General features: G+C 67.3%; 15 protein-coding genes. 9 read left to right on the top strand and 6 right to left on the bottom strand.

The features are described from left to right. Nucleotides 1-6: 6 nt before the first annotated feature. The 9 genes from cyoB (at nucleotide 7) to ACYVKR_RS11415 (ending at nucleotide 10,050) form a co-directional block, all read left to right on the top strand. Entirely contained in the window at nucleotides 7-2,010 is a 2,004-nt protein-coding gene (cyoB, locus tag ACYVKR_RS11455) for a cytochrome ubiquinol oxidase subunit I (protein WP_460481036.1), read from the top strand. Further along, nucleotides 2,003-2,638 (top strand): cytochrome (ubi)quinol oxidase subunit III, encoded by a 636-nt coding sequence (cyoC, locus tag ACYVKR_RS11450; RefSeq protein ID WP_460481035.1) that lies wholly within the window; start codon nucleotides 2,003-2,005, stop codon nucleotides 2,636-2,638. Before cyoB ends, cyoC begins: the two co-directional genes overlap by 8 nt. After that, nucleotides 2,639-3,082 (top strand): cytochrome o ubiquinol oxidase subunit IV, encoded by a 444-nt coding sequence (cyoD, locus tag ACYVKR_RS11445; RefSeq protein WP_460481034.1) that lies wholly within the window; start codon nucleotides 2,639-2,641, stop codon nucleotides 3,080-3,082. 59 nt (nucleotides 3,083-3,141) lie between these two features. Next, nucleotides 3,142-3,870, top strand: a complete 729-nt coding sequence (locus ACYVKR_RS11440) for an SURF1 family protein (protein WP_460481033.1) — start codon at nucleotides 3,142-3,144, stop codon at nucleotides 3,868-3,870. Between the two features lie 112 nt (nucleotides 3,871-3,982). Next, nucleotides 3,983-5,287 carry an ActS/PrrB/RegB family redox-sensitive histidine kinase gene (locus tag ACYVKR_RS11435; protein ID WP_460481032.1) on the top strand — a complete coding sequence of 435 codons (1,305 nt, stop codon included), beginning with the start codon at nucleotides 3,983-3,985 and terminating at the stop codon, nucleotides 5,285-5,287. Beyond that, a complete protein-coding gene (locus tag ACYVKR_RS11430; RefSeq protein WP_460481031.1) occupies nucleotides 5,280-5,822 on the top strand; it encodes a response regulator transcription factor in 543 nt (180 codons plus the stop codon). The genes ACYVKR_RS11435 and ACYVKR_RS11430 overlap by 8 nt, the downstream gene beginning before the upstream one ends. A gap of 70 nt (nucleotides 5,823-5,892) precedes the next feature. Then, complete coding sequence (ggt, locus tag ACYVKR_RS11425; RefSeq protein ID WP_460481030.1) at nucleotides 5,893-7,722, top strand: gamma-glutamyltransferase family protein; 1,830 nt, start codon at nucleotides 5,893-5,895, stop codon at nucleotides 7,720-7,722. A gap of 243 nt (nucleotides 7,723-7,965) precedes the next feature. Next, the gene (locus tag ACYVKR_RS11420) at nucleotides 7,966-9,249 is read left to right on the top strand and encodes an O-acetylhomoserine aminocarboxypropyltransferase/cysteine synthase family protein (protein ID WP_460481029.1); all 1,284 of its coding nucleotides are present in this window, start codon (nucleotides 7,966-7,968) and stop codon (nucleotides 9,247-9,249) included. A 162-nt stretch (nucleotides 9,250-9,411) separates the two neighbouring features. After that, nucleotides 9,412-10,050 carry a TetR/AcrR family transcriptional regulator gene (locus ACYVKR_RS11415; RefSeq protein WP_460481028.1) on the top strand — a complete coding sequence of 213 codons (639 nt, stop codon included), beginning with the start codon at nucleotides 9,412-9,414 and terminating at the stop codon, nucleotides 10,048-10,050. 67 nt (nucleotides 10,051-10,117) lie between these two features. Here ACYVKR_RS11415 and ACYVKR_RS11410 read toward each other — a convergent pair whose 3' ends face one another. The 6 genes from ACYVKR_RS11410 to ACYVKR_RS11385 form a co-directional block, all read right to left on the bottom strand. Further along, nucleotides 10,118-10,807: an SDR family NAD(P)-dependent oxidoreductase gene (locus tag ACYVKR_RS11410; RefSeq protein WP_460481027.1), complete on the bottom strand. Its 690-nt coding sequence runs from the start codon at nucleotides 10,805-10,807 to the stop codon at nucleotides 10,118-10,120. Next, the gene (gene phhA, locus ACYVKR_RS11405) at nucleotides 10,804-11,682 is read right to left on the bottom strand and encodes a phenylalanine 4-monooxygenase (protein ID WP_460481026.1); all 879 of its coding nucleotides are present in this window, start codon (nucleotides 11,680-11,682) and stop codon (nucleotides 10,804-10,806) included. The genes ACYVKR_RS11410 and phhA overlap by 4 nt, the downstream gene beginning before the upstream one ends. 5 nt (nucleotides 11,683-11,687) lie before the next feature. Beyond that, nucleotides 11,688-11,996 carry a 4a-hydroxytetrahydrobiopterin dehydratase gene (locus ACYVKR_RS11400; protein ID WP_460481025.1) on the bottom strand — a complete coding sequence of 103 codons (309 nt, stop codon included), beginning with the start codon at nucleotides 11,994-11,996 and terminating at the stop codon, nucleotides 11,688-11,690. A gap of 12 nt (nucleotides 11,997-12,008) precedes the next feature. Beyond that, entirely contained in the window at nucleotides 12,009-13,109 is a 1,101-nt protein-coding gene (gene hppD, locus ACYVKR_RS11395; protein ID WP_460481024.1) for a 4-hydroxyphenylpyruvate dioxygenase family protein, read from the bottom strand. 23 nt (nucleotides 13,110-13,132) lie between these two features. Beyond that, the gene (locus ACYVKR_RS11390) at nucleotides 13,133-14,536 is read right to left on the bottom strand and encodes an amino acid permease (RefSeq protein WP_460481023.1); all 1,404 of its coding nucleotides are present in this window, start codon (nucleotides 14,534-14,536) and stop codon (nucleotides 13,133-13,135) included. 310 nt (nucleotides 14,537-14,846) lie between these two features. Further along, on the bottom strand, nucleotides 14,847-17,321 hold the full coding sequence (locus tag ACYVKR_RS11385) for a heavy metal translocating P-type ATPase (protein WP_460481022.1): 2,475 nt from the start codon (nucleotides 17,319-17,321) through the stop codon (nucleotides 14,847-14,849). Between the last annotated feature and the right edge of the window lie 23 nt (nucleotides 17,322-17,344).

Here is a 17,344-nt window from a genome sequence, read left to right as displayed (position 1 = left end):
CCATCTATGTCTGCCATTTCCAACTTCAACCACGATTCGCTGCTCGGGCGGATCACCTGGGATTCCATACCGATGGTGCACGAGCCCATCGTGCTGTGGACCTTCATCGCCGTCGTGCTCGGCGGCCTGTTCATGGTGGCCGCCATCACCAAGTTCCGCCTCTGGGGTCCGCTCTGGAAGGACTGGATCTGCAGCATCGACCACAAGAAGATCGGCATCATGTACATGATCCTCGGCCTGGTCATGTTCCTGCGCGGCTTCTCCGATGCGATCATGATGCGCGCGCAGCAGGCCATCGCCGTCGGCGAGAACATGGGCTACCTGCCGCCGCACCACTACGACCAGATCTTCACCGCCCACGGCGTGATCATGATCTTCTTCGTGGCCATGCCCTTCGTGACGGGCCTGATGAACTACGTGGTGCCGCTGCAGATCGGCGCGCGCGACGTGGCCTTCCCGTTCCTGAACAACTTCAGCTTCTGGATGACGACCAGCGGCGCCGTGCTGGTGATGCTCTCGCTGTTCCTGGGCGAGTTCTCCACCTACGGCTGGCTGGCGCTGTCGGGCCTGGGCTACAACGACCCGAGCGTGGGCCTCGATTACTACATCTGGGCGCTGCAGGTCGCGGGCGTGGGCACCACGCTGTCGGGCATCAACCTGATCGTGACCATCATCAAGATGCGCGCCCCCGGCATGAACCTGATGAAGATGCCCATCTTCACCTGGACCTCGCTGTGCACCAACGCGCTGATCGTTGCCTCCTTCCCCATGCTGACCGCCGTGCTCGTGCTGCTGTCGCTCGATCGTTTCGCCGGCACGCACTTCTTCACCAATGACCTGGGCGGCAACGCCATGCTGTACGTGAACCTGATCTGGATCTGGGGCCACCCCGAGGTCTACATCCTGGTGCTGCCCGCGTTCGGCGTGTTCTCCGAGATCGTCGCCACCTTCAGCCGCAAGCGCCTGTTCGGCTACACCTCGATGGTCTACGCCACCGTGGTGATCACCATCCTGTCGTACCTGGTGTGGCTGCACCACTTCTTCACCATGGGCTCGGGCGCCAGCGTCAACGCCTTCTTCGGCATCACGACGATGATCATCTCGATCCCGACGGGCGCCAAGGTGTTCAACTGGCTGTTCACCATGTACCGCGGCCGCATCAAGTTCGACGTGCCGATGCTGTGGACCATGGGCTTCATGTTCACCTTCGTGATCGGCGGCATGACCGGCGTGCTGCTGGCCGTGCCCCCGGCCGACTTCGTGCTGCACAACTCGCTGTTCCTGATCGCCCACTTCCACAACGTGATCATCGGCGGCGTGGTGTTCGCCGTGTTCGCCGCCATCAACTACTGGTTCCCCAAGGCCTTCGGCTTCAAGCTGGACGAGTTCTGGGGCAAGGTGTCGTTCTGGTTCTGGCTGGTGGGCTTCTGGGTGGCCTTCACGCCGCTGTACGTGCTGGGCCTGATGGGCGTGACCCGCCGCATCAACCACTACGAGGACGCCTCGCTGCAGATCTGGTTCATCATCGCCGCCTTCGGCGCCGTGCTGGTGGCCATCGGCATCGCCGCCTTCTTCGTGCAGCTGGGCGTCAGCATCATGAAGCGCAAGGAACTGGCCGACCACACGGGCGACCCCTGGGGCGGCCGCACGCTGGAGTGGGCCACCTCCTCGCCCCCGCCGAACTACAACTTCGCCTTCACGCCCCAGGTGCATGAGAGCGATGCCTGGTGGGACATGAAGAAGCACGGCTTCGCCCGCAGGCTCGGCGGCTATGCCGACGTGCACATGCCCAAGAACACCGCGGCCGGCTTCATCATCTCGATGCTCGCCATGGTGCTCGGCTTCGCGCTGATCTGGCAGATCTGGTGGCTGGCGGTGGCGTCGTTCGCGGCGATCGTGCTCAGCGCCATCATCCACACCTTCAACTACAAGCGCGACTACTACATCCCGGCAGCCGAAGTGGCCGCCACCGAAGAAGCCCGCACCCAACTCCTGGCACGCCATGTCTGATACGACCACCCTGCACCACCCCGCGGCCGGCGCCCCGCTGGCGCGCGACTACTTCCCCAAGGAAGAACCGCATCCCGAGAACGGCACCGCGCTGGGCTTCTGGCTCTACCTGATGAGCGACTGCCTCATCTTCGGCGTGCTGTTCGCCACCTACGGCGTGCTGGGCCGCAGCTATGCCGGCGGCCCGAGCGGCGCCGAGCTGTTCGACCTGCCGCTGGTGGCGATGAACACGGCGCTGCTGCTGTTCTCGTCCATCACCTTCGGCTTCGCCATGCTGATGAAGCAAAAGGGCTCGGTCAAGGGCACGATGGCCTGGCTGGTGGTCACCGCGCTGTTCGGCCTGGGCTTCCTGGGCCTGGAGCTGTACGAGTTCCACCACCTGATCCACGAAGGCGCGGGCCCTGGCCGCAGCGCCTTCCTGTCGTCGTTCTTCACGCTGGTGGGCACGCACGGCCTGCACGTCACCTTCGGCCTGATCTGGCTGACCGTGCTGCTGATCCAGATCGGCATGCACGGCCTGACCCGCGAGAACAACCGCCGCCTGATGTGCCTGTCCATGTTCTGGCACTTTCTGGACGTGGTCTGGATCGGCGTCTTCACCTTCGTATACCTGATGGGAGTGCTGTAAATGAGCGCGCAACACAACCACGCTGCCCACGGCGACCACCACGATGACCATGGCCATGGCCACGGCCACGACGACGGCCCGCACAGCACCTTCTCGGGCTACATGATCGGCTTCTTCCTGTCGATCATCCTCACCGCCATCCCCTTCGCCGTGGTGATGGGCGACGTGTTCGAGAGCCGCACCACCACGATGCTGGTGATCTCGGCCTTCGCCGTGGTGCAGATCCTGGTGCACATGGTGTTCTTCCTGCACATGAACGGCAAGGTCGAGGGCGGCTGGACCATGCTGTCCACCATCTTCACCATCATCTTCGTGTGCATCGTGATCGCCGGCACGCTCTGGGTCATGCACAACATGAACGCCCACATGATGCCGCAGCACCAGCACCTGATGCCGGGCGGCACCGAAGCCACCCAGGCCGCACCGCACGGCGCGCACCACTGACGGTGGCGACCGCAGCGGACGCGGACCGCCGGCCCCGGCGGTCCTCTCTTCTGAAGGCGATGCTTGCACTGGCGGGCATCGCCTTATTCATTGGCTTCGCCGCACTCGGCACCTGGCAGGTGCAGCGCCTGTCGTGGAAGCTGGCGCTGATCGAGCGCGTGGAGCAGCGCGTGCACGCCAGCCCGGTGGCGCTGCCGCCGCAGGCCGGCTGGCCGCGACTGGACCTGGGCAACCTCGAATACCAGGCCGTGCGCGCCGAAGGCCAATGGCTGGCCGGCAAGACGGTGCTGGCCCAGGCCGCCACCGAGCTGGGCAGCGGCTTCTGGGTGCTGACGCCGCTGCAGTTGGACCAGGGCGGCCAGGTGCTGGTCAACCGCGGCTTCATCCCCGACAGCCAGCGCGCCGCGTGGAGCGATGCCGCCTACGCGGCCAGCCACACGCAGGCCGGCCCCGTGGGCGTGACCGGCCTGCTGCGCCTGTCCGAGCCGCACGGCGGCTTTCTGCGCAGCAACGAGCCGGCGCAGCAGCGCTGGTTCTCGCGCGACGTGGCGGCCATCGCGCAGGCGGGCGGCCTCGACGCCGCCGCGCCGTTCTTCATCGACGCGGGCATCCCGTCCAAGGCCGCGGCCCTGCCCGGCGCCGCGGCCTCAGACGCACCGCGCCCCGGCATGACCGTGGTGCGCTTCCACAACAACCACCTGGTCTACGCCCTCACCTGGTACGGGCTGGCCGCGATGGTGGTCGGCGCCGCCTGGCTGGTGGTGCGCCACGGCAGAAAGAAAAGATAGCGGCTGGCGCTTGCTGCATGGTCATTTCAGATACAAAGATATTTGAATCCCTCATGCAGCAAGCGCCATCAGCTATTATTTTTTAACCAGCCTGCCGTCTTAAGATCGCAGCGTGTTTTCCACTTCCGACTCCCCGTTCAGCGTCACCCACACCACCGACCGCCGCAACATGCAGCTGCTCGTGCAGCTGCGCTGGCTGGCGGTGGTGGGCCAGGTGGTCACCATCTCGCTGGTGCACTACGGCCTCGACATCGCGCTGCCGCTGCAGCCCATGCTGCTCATCGTGGCGGCGCTGGTCGCCTTCAACGCCCTCAACATCGGCTGGCTGCGCTGGCGCCAGCACGACGTCACCTCGCTCGACCTCTTCGTCGCGCTGCTGGTGGACGTGGGCGCCCTCACCTTCCAGCTCTACCTGAGCGGCGGCGCCAACAACCCCTTCATCGGCCTGTACCTGCTGCAGGTCACGCTGGGCGCGATCCTGCTGCGGCCGGGCTTTGCCTGGGCCATCGTGGGCGTGAGCACGGCCTGCGCCGCCGCGCTTGCCTTCGCGCACCAGCCGCTGGCCATCCTGCAGCACCAGCAGGGCAGCATCTCGCGGCTGTACCTGATCGGCCTCTTGATCAGCTTCGGGCTGAACGCCATCCTGCTGGTGGCCTTCATCAACCGTATCATGGCCAACCTGCAGCGCCGCGACCAGCGCCTGGCGCAGCTGCGCCAGCGCGCCGCCGAAGAGGAGCACATCGTGCGCATGGGCCTCTTGGCCAGCGGCGCCGCGCACGAGCTCGGCACGCCGCTGGCCACGGTGTCGGTCATCCTCGGCGACTGGCAGCGCCTGCCGCAGATCGCCCACAACAGCGAGCTGCTGCAGGACGTGCAGGAGATGCAGCACCAGGTGCTGCGCTGCAAGTCCATCGTCACCGGCGTGCTGCTGTCGGCTGGCGAGACCCGCGGCGACGCGCCCGAGAGCACCACGCTCATCACCTTCATGGACAAGGTGGCCCAGCAGTGGCGCGACCGCCGCCAGCCGGCGCGCTTCATCTACCTCAAGCACCTGGAGCACGACCAGCCGATCATCTCGGATACCTCGCTGCAGCAGATGATTTTCAATGTGCTGGACAATGCGCTCGAAGCCTCGCCCGCCGAGGTCCAGCTGCTGATCGAGAGCCACGGCGACGCGCTGGCGCTGCAGGTTTCGGACCGCGGCCCGGGCTTCGCACCGCAGATCCTCGAGAACCTGGGCAAGCCCTACCAGTCGACCAAGGGCCGCCCCGGCGGCGGCCTGGGCCTGTTCCTGGTGATGAACGTGGCCCGCTCGCTGGGTGGCAGCGTGCGGGCCCGCAACCGCGACAGCGGCGGCGCCGAGGTGCGCATCACGCTGCCGCTGTCCTCGATAGCCTTTGAAGAAACCGATGACTGACACCTCCGAACGCCTGCTCCTGCTCGTCGAGGACGACGCCGCCTTCGCGCGCGCATTGCAGCGCTCGTTCGAGCGGCGCGGCTACCGCGTGCTGCACGCCAGCAGCGCCGAGGAGGTCGAGGTGCTGCTGCAGCAGCACTGCCCGCAGTACGCCGTGATGGACCTCAAGCTCGCCGGCAACGCCTCGGGCCTGAACTGCGTGCAGATGCTGCACCAGCTCAACCCCGACGCGCTGATCGTGGTGCTGACCGGCTACGCCAGCATCGCCACCGCCGTCGAGGCCATCAAGCTCGGCGCCTGCCACTACCTGGCCAAGCCCTCGAACACCGACGACATCGAGGCCGCGTTCAGCCGCTCCGAGGGCACGCCCGACGTGGAACTCTCGACCAGCACCACGTCGATCAAGACGCTGGAGTGGGAGAAGATCCACGAGACCCTGGCCGCCACCGGCTTCAACATCTCCGAGACCGCCCGGCGCCTGGGCATGCACCGCCGCACGCTGGCGCGCAAGCTCGAAAAGCAAAGGGTGAAATAGCGGCGCCGCGGGAGATACACTGCGTTGTCCATGCCCTGCGCGGCATGGCACAACGAAAGGAGACCTCCCGGTGCACAACCCCATCAAGTGGACGCTCAGCGTCCTGGCCATCGCCGCACTGACCGCGTGCAGCACGCCCACCGACAAGCAGCAACAGGCCGCCAGCGCGGACGCCGCCGCCACGCCACCCGCAGCGACCGCCCCGGCCGCGGCCCCCGCGCCGCAGGCCACCGCGGCCACGCTGGCCGCCGCCGCGGCCTACGACTACGACATGGACGTGTTCCATCCCGTCATCGCCCGCCAGGGCATGGTGGCGAGCGAGCAGGAACTGGCCTCCAAGGCGGGCCTGGACATCCTCAAGGCCGGCGGCAACGCAGTGGACGCGGCCGTCGCCATGGGCTTCGCGCTGGCCGTCACGCTGCCCAACGCGGGCAACATCGGCGGCGGCGGCTTCATGATGGTGCACGACGCCAAGAGCGGCAAGGACATCGCGCTGGACTTCCGCGAGATGGCGCCCAAGGCCGCTTCGCGCAACATGTACCTCGACGACAAGGGCAACGTGATCGACGACAAGTCGCTGCACACGCACTTCGCCGTCGGCGTGCCCGGCACCGTGGCGGGCATGGAGCATGCGCTCAAGAAATGGGGCACCATGCCGCTGTCGCGCGTGATGGCGCCGGCCATCACGCTGGCCGACAAGGGCTACCCGGTGAGCGAGACCCTGGCCACCATCCTCAAGCAGGAACAGAAGAACATGGGCAAGTGGGACGCCACCAAGGCCATCTTCTGGAAGAACGGCGCGCCGCTCAAGCGCGACGACCGCCTGGTGCAGAAGGATCTGGCCAACTCGCTGCGCCAGATCGCCCAGGGCGGCGCCAAGGCCTTCTACCAGGGCCCGATCGCCAAGAAGATCGTCGGCGAGATGGCCGTGCACCGCGGCCCGATCACGCTGGAGGACCTGGCCGCCTACAAGGTGGTCGAGCGCGAGCCGGTGCGCGGCACTTACCGCGGCTACCAGATCGTGACCATGCCGCCGCCCTCGTCCGGCGGCATCCACGTGGTGCAGATCCTCAACATGATGGAACAGTGGCCGTTGAACCAGTGGGGCCACAACAGCGCCCGCACCGTGCACCACATGGCCGAGGCGATGAAGCTGGCCTATGCCGACCGCTCCGAGTACCTGGGCGACACCGACTTCGTGAAGGTACCGGTCAAGGGCCTGATCTCCAAGCCCTACGCGGCCGAGCTGGCCAAGCGCATCACCGACGAGCGCACCCTGCCCGCCAAGGAGGTGAAGCCCGGCAAGCCCCAGCCCTATGAGAGCGACCAGACCACGCACTTCTCGGTGATGGACAAGGCCGGCAACATCGTCGCCGTGACCTACACGCTCAACACCAACTTCGGCAGCGGCATCGTGGCCAAGGGCACGGGCATCATGCTCAACAACCAGATGGACGACTTCTCGGCCAAGCCCGGCGTGCCCAATGCATACGGCCTGGTCGGCGGCGACGCCAACGCCATCGAGGCCGGCAAGCGCCCGCTGTCGTCGATGACGCCCACCTTCGTGCTCAAGGACGGCAAGCCCTGGCTGGTGACGGGCAGCCCCGGCGGCGCGCGCATCATCACCACCGTGCTGCAGGTCATCACCAACAGCATCGACTTCAGCATGAACCCGGCCGAGGCCACGGCCGCGCTGCGCTTCCACCAGCAGTGGACGCCGGACGAGCTGCGCGTGGAAAAGGGTTTCTCGGTGGACACCATCAACGCGCTGAAGGCACGCGGCGAGAACGTGGTGGTCAAGCCCTCGATGGGCCGCACCCAGACCATCCAGGTGCGCAACGGCGAGTTCTGGGGCTACTCCGATCCGCGCAACCCGGACGGCAAGGCGCTGGGCTACTGAGCCCGCCCCGACCTGGACAGACAAGGAACGCCGCGAGGCGTTCCTTTTTTCATCGCCGGGCCGCCCCAAGATGAAAAGCGCCCCTCTGGGAGGGGCAGCGACCACACGCAGTGGGGAGCGTGGGGAGCCATTTTCCATGGCCTCGCCGGCGCATCGGCATAAGCACATGCCGATTCGTTGGTTGGAGGCCGCGCCGCAAAGCTGCTACAAAGGCAGTTGCACACAACCAAGGAGCCCTTCCCCATGCGCATCGAGACCCTGGCCGTCCACGCCGGCTATTCGCCCGACCCCACCACCAAGGCCGTGGCCGTGCCCATCTACCAGACCGTGGCCTACGCCTTCGACAGCGCCCAGCACGGCGCCGACCTGTTCGACCTGAAGGTCGCGGGCAACATCTACACGCGCATCATGAACCCCACGACCGACGTGCTCGAAAAGCGCGTCGCGGCGCTGGAGGGCGGCATCGCCGCGGTGGCCGTGGCCTCGGGCATGGCGGCCGTCACCTACGCCATCCAGGCCATCGCCGAGGCCGGCGACAACATCGTCTCGGCCAGCACGCTCTATGGCGGCACCTACAACCTCTTCGCCCACACCTTCCCGCAGCAGGGCATCACGGTGAAGTTCGCCGACCCGCGCGATCCGGCCAGCTTCGGCCCGCTGATCGACGAGCGCACCAAGGCGATCTTCATCGAGTCCATCGGCAACCCGCTGGGCAACGTGACCGACATTGCCGCGCTGGCCAAGGTGGCGCACGACCATGGCGTGCCACTGATCGTGGACAACACCGTGCCCAGCCCCTACCTGTTGCGCCCCATCGAGCTGGGCGCCGACATCGTCGTGCACTCGCTCACCAAGTACCTCGGCGGCCACGGCAACAGCGTGGGCGGCGCGGTGGTGGACAGCGGCAAGTTCCCCTGGGCCGAGCACAAGGCGCGCTTCAGACGCCTGAACGAACCCGATGTGAGCTACCACGGCGTGGTCTACACCGAGGCCCTGGGCCCGGCCGCCTACATCGGCCGCGTGCGCGTCGTGCCGCTGCGCAACACCGGCGCGGCCGTTTCGCCGCACAACGCCTTCCTGATCCTGCAGGGCATAGAGACGCTGGCGCTGCGCATGGACCGCATCTGCGACAACACGCAGAAGATCGCCGAGACCCTGCAGAAGCACGCCAAGGTCGAATGGGTGCGCTACGCCGGCCTGCCCGACCACCCCGACCACGCGCTGGTGCAGCGCCAGTCGGGCGGCAAGGCCTCGGGCATCCTGTCGTTCAGCCTCAAGTCCAGCGACAGCGATCCGCGCGCGGCCGGCGCGCGCTTCCTTGACGCGCTGCAACTCTTCACCCGCCTGGTGAACATCGGCGACGCCAAGTCGCTGGCCACGCACCCGGCCTCGACCACCCACCGCCAGCTCGACGCGGCCGAGCTGGCCAAGGCCGGCGTCAGCGAGGGCATGGTGCGGCTGTCGGTGGGCATCGAGCACATCGACGACCTGCTAGCCGACCTGAACCAGGCGCTGGAACAGGTCTAGCCTCCGCTAGTTTTTCAGCCAAAAAGGCTGCTAGCGCTCGTGCAGCAAGCGCCAGCAGCTTTTCTTTTGATAGCAGTCGCCAAAGTGCCGACATCGCCGCCCATCCGGTGTAGGATGCGGGCTGCATCATCCGTTAAATCAAAAATGTAAGGAGACAAGACGATGGACATCAAACCGCCCGGCGCAGCCAGGCCGATCAAACGGCGCACGCAGGCGGAGCGCAGCCAGGAGACGCAGCGCAAGATCATCGCCTCGGCGCTGAAGCTGCTGCAGGAGGTGGGCTACCAGCAGGCCAACCTGCAGGACATCGCCCGCGGCGCCGACGTGACGCTGGGCGCTGTGCAGCACCAGTTCGGCACGCGCAACGCGCTGATGGAGCGCCTGGTGGACGAGGTGATGGCGCCGCTGGGCGAGCTGGGCTGGGTGGACGAAGGCGACATCAAAGGCGAGCCGCTGGAAAGCCGCGCCCAGCTCTTCGTGCAGGCCGCGTGGGAGCGAGTCTACGGCACGCCCAGCTACGTGGCGGCCTGGGGCATGTTCTTCGGCTGCAAGACCACGCCCGCCCTGCTCGACCGCATCGACGAGCACCGCGCGCAGCACGACCCGATGTACTTCGCGCACTTCGTAGACACCTTCCCCGAGATCGCCCGCAACCACCCGCAACCCGAGAACTTCGCCGCCGTCATCCTGGCGGCGCTGCGTGGCCTGTCGGTGCTGGGCCTGTTCAAGCTCGACCCCGAGGCCACGCGCCAGCAGCTCGCCGTGGTAGCGCAGATGATCGTGCAGGCCGGACGCAGCTGATCTTTTGGTAAAAAAAGCGGCCAGCGCTTGCTGCACAAGCGCTGGCCGCTCTCTTTTTTGCTATGGCTTAGACCCGCCCGGTGACCGGGATGGCCGCGCCGTGCACGGCGCGCGCCGCGTCCGACGCCAGGAAGGCGATCACCTCGGCCAGCGCCTCGGGCGCGACCCAGCGGGCGAAGTCGGCATCGGGCATGCCGGCGCGGTTGTCCGGCGTGTCGATGATCGACGGCAGCACGCAGTTGACGTTGATGCCCTGGTCGCGCAGCTCGGCGGACATAGACTCGGTCAGCCGGATCAGCGCGCTCTTGGACGCCGCATAGGCCCCCATGTTCGCGCCGCCCTGGCGTGCGGCGCCCGCACCCACCGTCACCACCTTGCCCGCGCCTTGCGCGACGAGCTGCGGCACCACGGCCGCGGCCACGTTCAGCAGGCTGCGGGCGTTCAGGTCCATCAGAAAGTCCCAGGTGGCGGACGCCGTGGCATGCACCGGCTCGCCCATGCGAAAGCCCCCGGCCAGGTGGCACAGCACGTCGATGCGGCCTACACCCTTCACGGCATCGGCCAGCGCATCGCGGTCCAGCAGGTCGGCGGCCAGCAGCGTGGCACCGGCCAGGTGGCCGAAGGCCTTCTGCAGCGCGCCGGCATCGCGGTCGAGCAGCACCAGGCGCGCGCCTTGCGCCTCAAAGGCGGCGGCCACGGCGCGGCCCAGGTGGCCGGCGGCGCCGGTGATCATCACGGTTGGCTGTGCGTTGCTCATGCCATGGCTTTCTTGCGTTTGTTGCTGTGGTAGTTGCCGGTGCCCCGGTGCAGCACGGTGTCGCCGGCCAGCACGTCGCCCGGCTCGTGGTCGCCGGCGACCTTGACCCGCGCGTAGTACGGGTCGAAGTCGATCTGCGCCAGCGCCAGCAGGTCGTCGAGCTTGTCCAGCACGAAGTAGGTTTCCTGGAAGTCGTCGATGCGGTAGAGGGTGCGCATCACCCGCTCCAGCTCGAAGCCGATGCGGTTGGGCGAGGCGTCCTCGACCGAGAACACGGTCTCGGTGGACGAGGACACGATGCCTGCGCCGTAGATGCGCAGGCCCTCGGCCTGGCGCACCAGGCCGAATTCGACCGTGTACCAGTACACGCGCGCCAGCTTTTCGAGCACGCCCAGTTCCTTGGCGCGCAGGCCGCCCTGGCCGTAGGCCTGGATGAACTCGGCGATCACCGGGTTCAGCAGCATGGGCACGTGGCCGAACACGTCGTGGAACACGTCGGGCTCTTCGAGGTAGTCCAGCTCGTGCGGCTTGCGGATGAACTGGCCCGCCGGAAAGCGGCGGTTGGCCAGGTGCTCGAAGAACACGTCGTCCGGCACCAGGCCGGGCACGGCCACCACCTGCCAGCCGGTGCGCTTCATCAGGATCTCGGACAGCTGCTCGAAGTTCGGGATCTGCTCGGGGCCGATGGGCAGGTGCTCCATGCCGGCGAGGAACTCGTCGCAGGCGCGGCCTGGCAGCAAACGGCTCTGGCGCTCGAACAGCGTCTTCCAGACCGCGTGCTCCTCGGCGGTGTAGTGGGCCCAGCCCTGGTCGATGGTCCAGTCGGGCCGCTCGGGCGCCTGCCCGCCGGCCAGGCCATGCTTGCTAGCTTGCATGTCGATCACCTCTGCTGCGCTGCCAAGGCCGCGGCCACTTGGTCCATGTAGCGGGCCAGCTCGATGTCGTTCATCGACAGGCCGTCCACGTCGTGGGTGGTCAGCGTCACCGCGACCTTGTTGTACACGTTGAACCACTCAGGGTGATGATTGCGCTTTTCGGCGATGACCGCCACCTGGGCCATGAAACCCATGGCCTGAGCGAAGTCATGGAAGCGGAATTCGCGCACGATGATGCCGCCCCGGTCGGGAGCGAAGCGCCATTCGGGCAGCTGCGCGAGCAGCGGCTGCAGTTGCTGGTCGGAGAGCTTCATCGTGGGTTCCTCTTAAGCCGTCTGGCCTTCTTCGTCGACCTTGAGCACGCCGCGGGTGATCTGGTCGCGCTCCATCGATTCGAACAGGGCCTTGAAGTTGCCTTCGCCGAAGCCTTCGCGGTAGTTGCCCTTGCGCTCGATGAACTCGAAGAACACGGGGCCCAGCAGCGGCTCGGAGAAGATCTGCAGCAGCAGGCGCGGCTGGCCGCCTTCGGTCGTGCCGTCGAGCAGGATGCCGCGGGCCTGCAGCTCGCCCACGGCCTGGCCGTGGCCGGGCAGGCGCTTGTCGAGGTTGGCGTAGTAAACGTCGTTGGGCGCGGTCAGCAGCGGGATGCCGGCCATCTGCAGCTGGTCGATGGCGGTGGGCAGGTCTTCGCACAGCAGCGCGATGTGCTGGATGCCTTCACCGTTGAACTGCATCAGGAATTCCTCGATCTGGCCGCCACCCTGGCGCGCTTCCTCGTTCAGCGGGATGCGGATCAGGCCGTCGGGCGCGGTCATGGCCTTGGAGGTCAGGCCGGTGTACTCGCCCTTGATGTCGAAGTAGCGGATTTCCTGGAAGTTGAACAGCTTGTTGTAGAAGTCGGCCCAGTAGGCCATGCGGCCGCGGTAGACGTTGTGCGTCAGGTGGTCGACGACCTGGAAGCCGTGGCCCACGGGGTTGCGGTCCACGCCCTCGAGGTATTCGAAGTCGATGTCATAGATGGACTTGCCTTCCTCGAAGCGGTCGATCAGGTACAGCGGCGCGCCGCCGATGCCCTTGATCGCCGGCAGGCGCAGCTCCATCGGGCCGGTGGGGATGTCGATGGGCTGCGCGCCCAGCGACAGCGCCAGGTTGTAGGCCTTGTGCGCATCCTTCACGCGGAAGGCGAGGCCGCAGGCGCAGGGGCCGTGCTCGGCGGAAAAGTAGCCGGCCTGGCTCTTGGGCTCGCGGTTGATGATGAAGTTGATGCCGCCCTGGCGGTACAGCACCACGTCCTTGGAGCGGTGCTTGGCCACCAGCGTGAAGCCCATCTTCTCGAACAGGGGCTCCAGCACGCCGTGCGTGGGCGAGGCGAATTCCACGAACTCGAAGCCCATCAGGCCCATAGGATTGTCAAACAGGTCAGCCATGATTCATTCTCCAGAAAAACAGTTTAGGCGGGTGTCCGAACCAGTGCGGACGAGGGGCGAACAACAATGATGCGATAGGCGGCATAGACCAGGCCGATCCAGATCGGGATCGCCAGCGCGGAGGCTTGCAGCGACGGGGTCACGGCCATCACCACCACCACCAGCGCCATCGCGGCGAGGCACAGGTAGTTGGTCAGCGGAAACAGCGGGGCCAGGAAGCTGGAGCGGGCGCCGCGGGCCACCTGGGCCTTGCGGTAGCGCAGGTGGGCAACGACGATCACCGTCCAGATGATCACCAGCGCCGCGCTGATCAGCGACAGCAGGATCTCCATCACGCTGGCGGGCGCCACGTAGTTCAGCACCACGCACAGCGCCGTCACGATGCCCGGATAGACGATGGCGCGCACCGGCACGCCGCGGCCGTTGACCTGCGCCAGCGACTTGGGCGCATCGCCCTGCTGGGCCATGCCGTACAGCAGGCGGCTGTTGCTGTAGACCATGCTGTTGTAGACCGACAGCATGGCGGTGAGGATCACGAAGTTCAGCAGGTTGGCGGCCAGGTTGGCGCCCAGGCCCGAGAAGACCATCACGAAGGGGCTGCTGCCATAGGTGTCGCCGCCGGCCTCGATCTGGGCCACCAGCTGGTTCCAGGGCGTGAGCGACATCAGCACCGCCAGCGAACCGACGTAGAACACCAGCACGCGCACGATCAGCTGGTTGATGGCCTTGGGGATCACCTGCTGCGGACGCTCGGTCTCGGCTGCGGCAAAGCCCAGCATCTCGACGCCACCAAAAGCCACCATCGTGAATACAAAAGCCATCAGCATGCCCTGGATGCCGTTGGGCATGAAGCCGCCGTGCTTCCACAGGTTGCTCACGCTTTGCTGCGGATTGCCGCTGCCCATCAGCAGGTACAGACCCATCAGGATCATAGCGACCACCGCCACCACCTTGATCAGCGCAAACCAGAACTCGAACTCGCCGAAGGCCTTGACGTTGATGAAGTTCACCGCGTTGATGAGCACGAAGAACGCGGCGGCCGTCGCCCAGGTCGGCACCTGGGGCCACCAGAACTGGATGAGCTTGCCCACGGCCGTGAGCTCGAGCATGCCCACCAGCACGTACAGGGCCACGCAGTTCCAGCCCGCCATGAAGCCGGCGAAGCGCCCCACGTAGCGGTTGGCGAAGTAGCTGAACGAGCCGGCCGTGGGCTCGTCCACCAGCATCTCGCCCAGGAAGCGCATGATCAGGAAGACCACCAGCCCGCACAGCGCATAGTTCAGCAGCACGGCGGGGCCGGCCAGCTTCATGGTGCCCGCCAGGCCGAGGAACAGCCCGGTGCCGATGGCGCCGCCCAGGCCGATCAACTGGATGTGGCGGTTCTTGAGCTTGCGCTCGAGGTGGCCGGAAGATGAACTGCTCTGCATGGGTGGGTGCTCCTTGGATGTCTGTAGGTCTGGGTCCGGCCGGGCCTTGTGGGCCCGGGGCCGCGCATTGTCATGGTTGCAATGGCCGCAAAGTTTATGCGCCGACATTCCAAGTTGCAATATACGTTTATTGTTTATTCTTAGGGAAATACCCCAATAGCACGCGCCGCCCTGCCCCGCCAGCCCCCAACGCAAACCGGCCGCAAAAAAGCCAGCGGACCGGGGCCCGCTGGCTGTGTGGATCATTTTTGGATAAAATCAGCCTCCAGCGCTTATCCATCAAGCGCAAGCAGCTATCAATAGCGAAGCATCAATGTCCTACCACGGGCTGAAAGCGCCTGAGCCGCAGCGCATTGCCCAGCACGAACACGCTGGACAGGGCCATCGCGCCAGCGGCGAACACCGGCGACAGCAGGCTGCCGTTGATGGGGTACAGCAGCCCGGCGGCGACCGGGATCAGCGCCACGTTGTAGGCGAAGGCCCAGAACAGGTTCTGGCGGATGTTGCGCATAGTCGCGCGCGACAGCGCCACCGCCTGCGGCACGCCGCGCATGTCGCCGCCCATCAGCACCACGTCGGCCGACTCGATCGCCACGTCGGTGCCCGTGCCGATGGCCAGCCCCACGTCGGCCTCGGCCAGCGCCGGGGCGTCGTTGATGCCGTCGCCCACGTAGGCAATCGGGCCGTGCTCGGCGCGCAGGCGCTGGATGGCCGCGACCTTGCCCTCGGGCAGCACCTCGGCCACCACCTCGTCGATGCCCAGCTGCCGCGCGATGGCCTCGCCGGTGCGGCGGTTGTCTCCGGTGACCATCGCCACCGTCAGCCCCAGCGCATGCAGCGCGGCAATCGCCTCGCGGGTGGTGGGCTTGATCGGGTCGGACACCGCCAGCATGGCCGCCAGGCGCCCGCCTATCGCCACGTACATCGGCGACTTGCCCTCGCTGCCCAGGCGCTCGGCCGCGCCGGCAAAATCCTGCAGCGGCGTGGCCAGGCCCAGCTCGCCCATCAGCCGGTCCGAGCCGACATGGACTTCGGTGCCGTCCACCGTGGCGCGCACGCCGCGGCCGGTGAGGGACTCGAAGCCTGCCACGGCGCCCAGCGCCAGCTGCTCCTGCTCCGCCGCACGCACCAGGGCCTGGGCGATGGGGTGCTCGGACTGCGCCTCCACCGCGGCCATGGCGGCCAACACGCCGGCGCGCTCGAAGCCGAAGGCCGGCAGCAGGTCGGTCAGCTCGGGCCGGCCCTGGGTCAGCGTGCCGGTCTTGTCTACCGCCACCACCCGGGCGCCCTGCAGCGCCTGCAGCGCATCGCCCTTGCGGAACAGCACGCCGAGCTGCGCGGCCCGGCCCGTGCCCACCATGATGGAGGTGGGCGTGGCCAGCCCCATGGCACAGGGGCAGGCGATGATGAGCACCGCCACCGCGTTGACCAGCGCCATGCTGAGCGCGGGCGACGGCCCCAGCCACATCCAGGCCGCGAAGGTGGCCAGCGCCACCAGCATCACCGCCGGCACGAACCACATGGTCACGCGGTCCACCAGCATCTGTATCGGCAGCTTGCTGCCCTGGGCCTGCTCCACCAGGCGGATGATCTGCGACAGCACGGTGCCCGCGCCCACCTGCGTGGCGCGAAAGCGGAAGGCCCCGGTCTGGTTGACGGTGCCGCCCACCACGGTGGCGCCGGCCGTCTTGCGCACGGGCACGGGCTCGCCGCTGATCATGGACTCGTCCACGTAGCTGTCGCCCTCGGTCACCTCGCCGTCGGCGGGCACGCGCTCGCCGGGCCGCACCAGCACCTCGTCGCCCACCAGCACGTCGGCCACGGCGATGTCGAGCACCTCGCCGCCGCGCTGCACGCGCGCGGTGGTGGGCTGCAACTGCACCAGGCGCTGGATGGCCTGCGAGGTGTGGCTCTTGGCGCGCGCCTCGAGGTAGCGCCCCAGCAAGATCAGCGCGACGATGACCACCGAGGCTTCGTAGTACACGTGCACCGTGCCGGCCGGCAGCCATGCCGGCGCCCAGGTCGCCACCAGCGAATAGGCGAAAGCCGCGCCCGTGCCCACGGCGACCAGCGAGTTCATGTCGGGCGCGCCGCGCAGCAGCGCCGGAATGCCCTTGGCGTAGAAGCGCGCGCCCGGCCCCAGCAGCACGGCCGTGGCCAGCGCGAACTGCACCTGCCAGTTGACCTGCTGCGGCAACACCTGCGCCAGCCAGTGGTGGAAGGCCGGCACCAGGTGGCCGCCCATCTCCAGCACAAAGACCGGCAGCGCCAGCGCCATGGCCCAGGCCAGCGAGCGCTTGAGCGCGGCCATTTCCTGTTCTTGCCGCTGGCGCTGGGCCTCGTCCGCGCCCTCGCCGCCGGCGAGCTGCGCCTCGTAGCCGGCCTTGGCCACGGCGGCCACCAGCGCCTCGCGCGCCACGCCGCCATGGGCCTCGACGGTGGCGCGCTCGGTGGCGAGGTTGACGCTGGCGCTGCGCACGCCGGGCACGGCCTTGAGCGCGCGCTCCACCCGGCCCACGCACGAGGCGCAGGTCATGCCCTTGACGGCCAGAGTGGTCGTGCTGTCCGGCACCTCGTAGCCCGCGCGCTGCACGGCGCCTATCGCGTCCTGCAGCACGGTGGGCGCATCGCTGCCGGCGGCCAGCTCCAGGCTGGCGCGCTGCGTCGCCAGGTTCACCGCCGCGCCGCTCACGCCGGGCACGGCCTTCAGCGCGCGCTCCACCCGGCCCACGCACGAGGCGCAGGTCATGCCTTCAATCGGCAATTGCATCGAAGCATTGTTCATCGCTCAACTCCTATGCCCTGCAC

Source organism: Comamonas humi (assembly GCF_054782535.1).
Note: the sequence above shows the minus strand (reverse complement) of the source record. Positions and strands in the feature narration are given on the sequence as shown.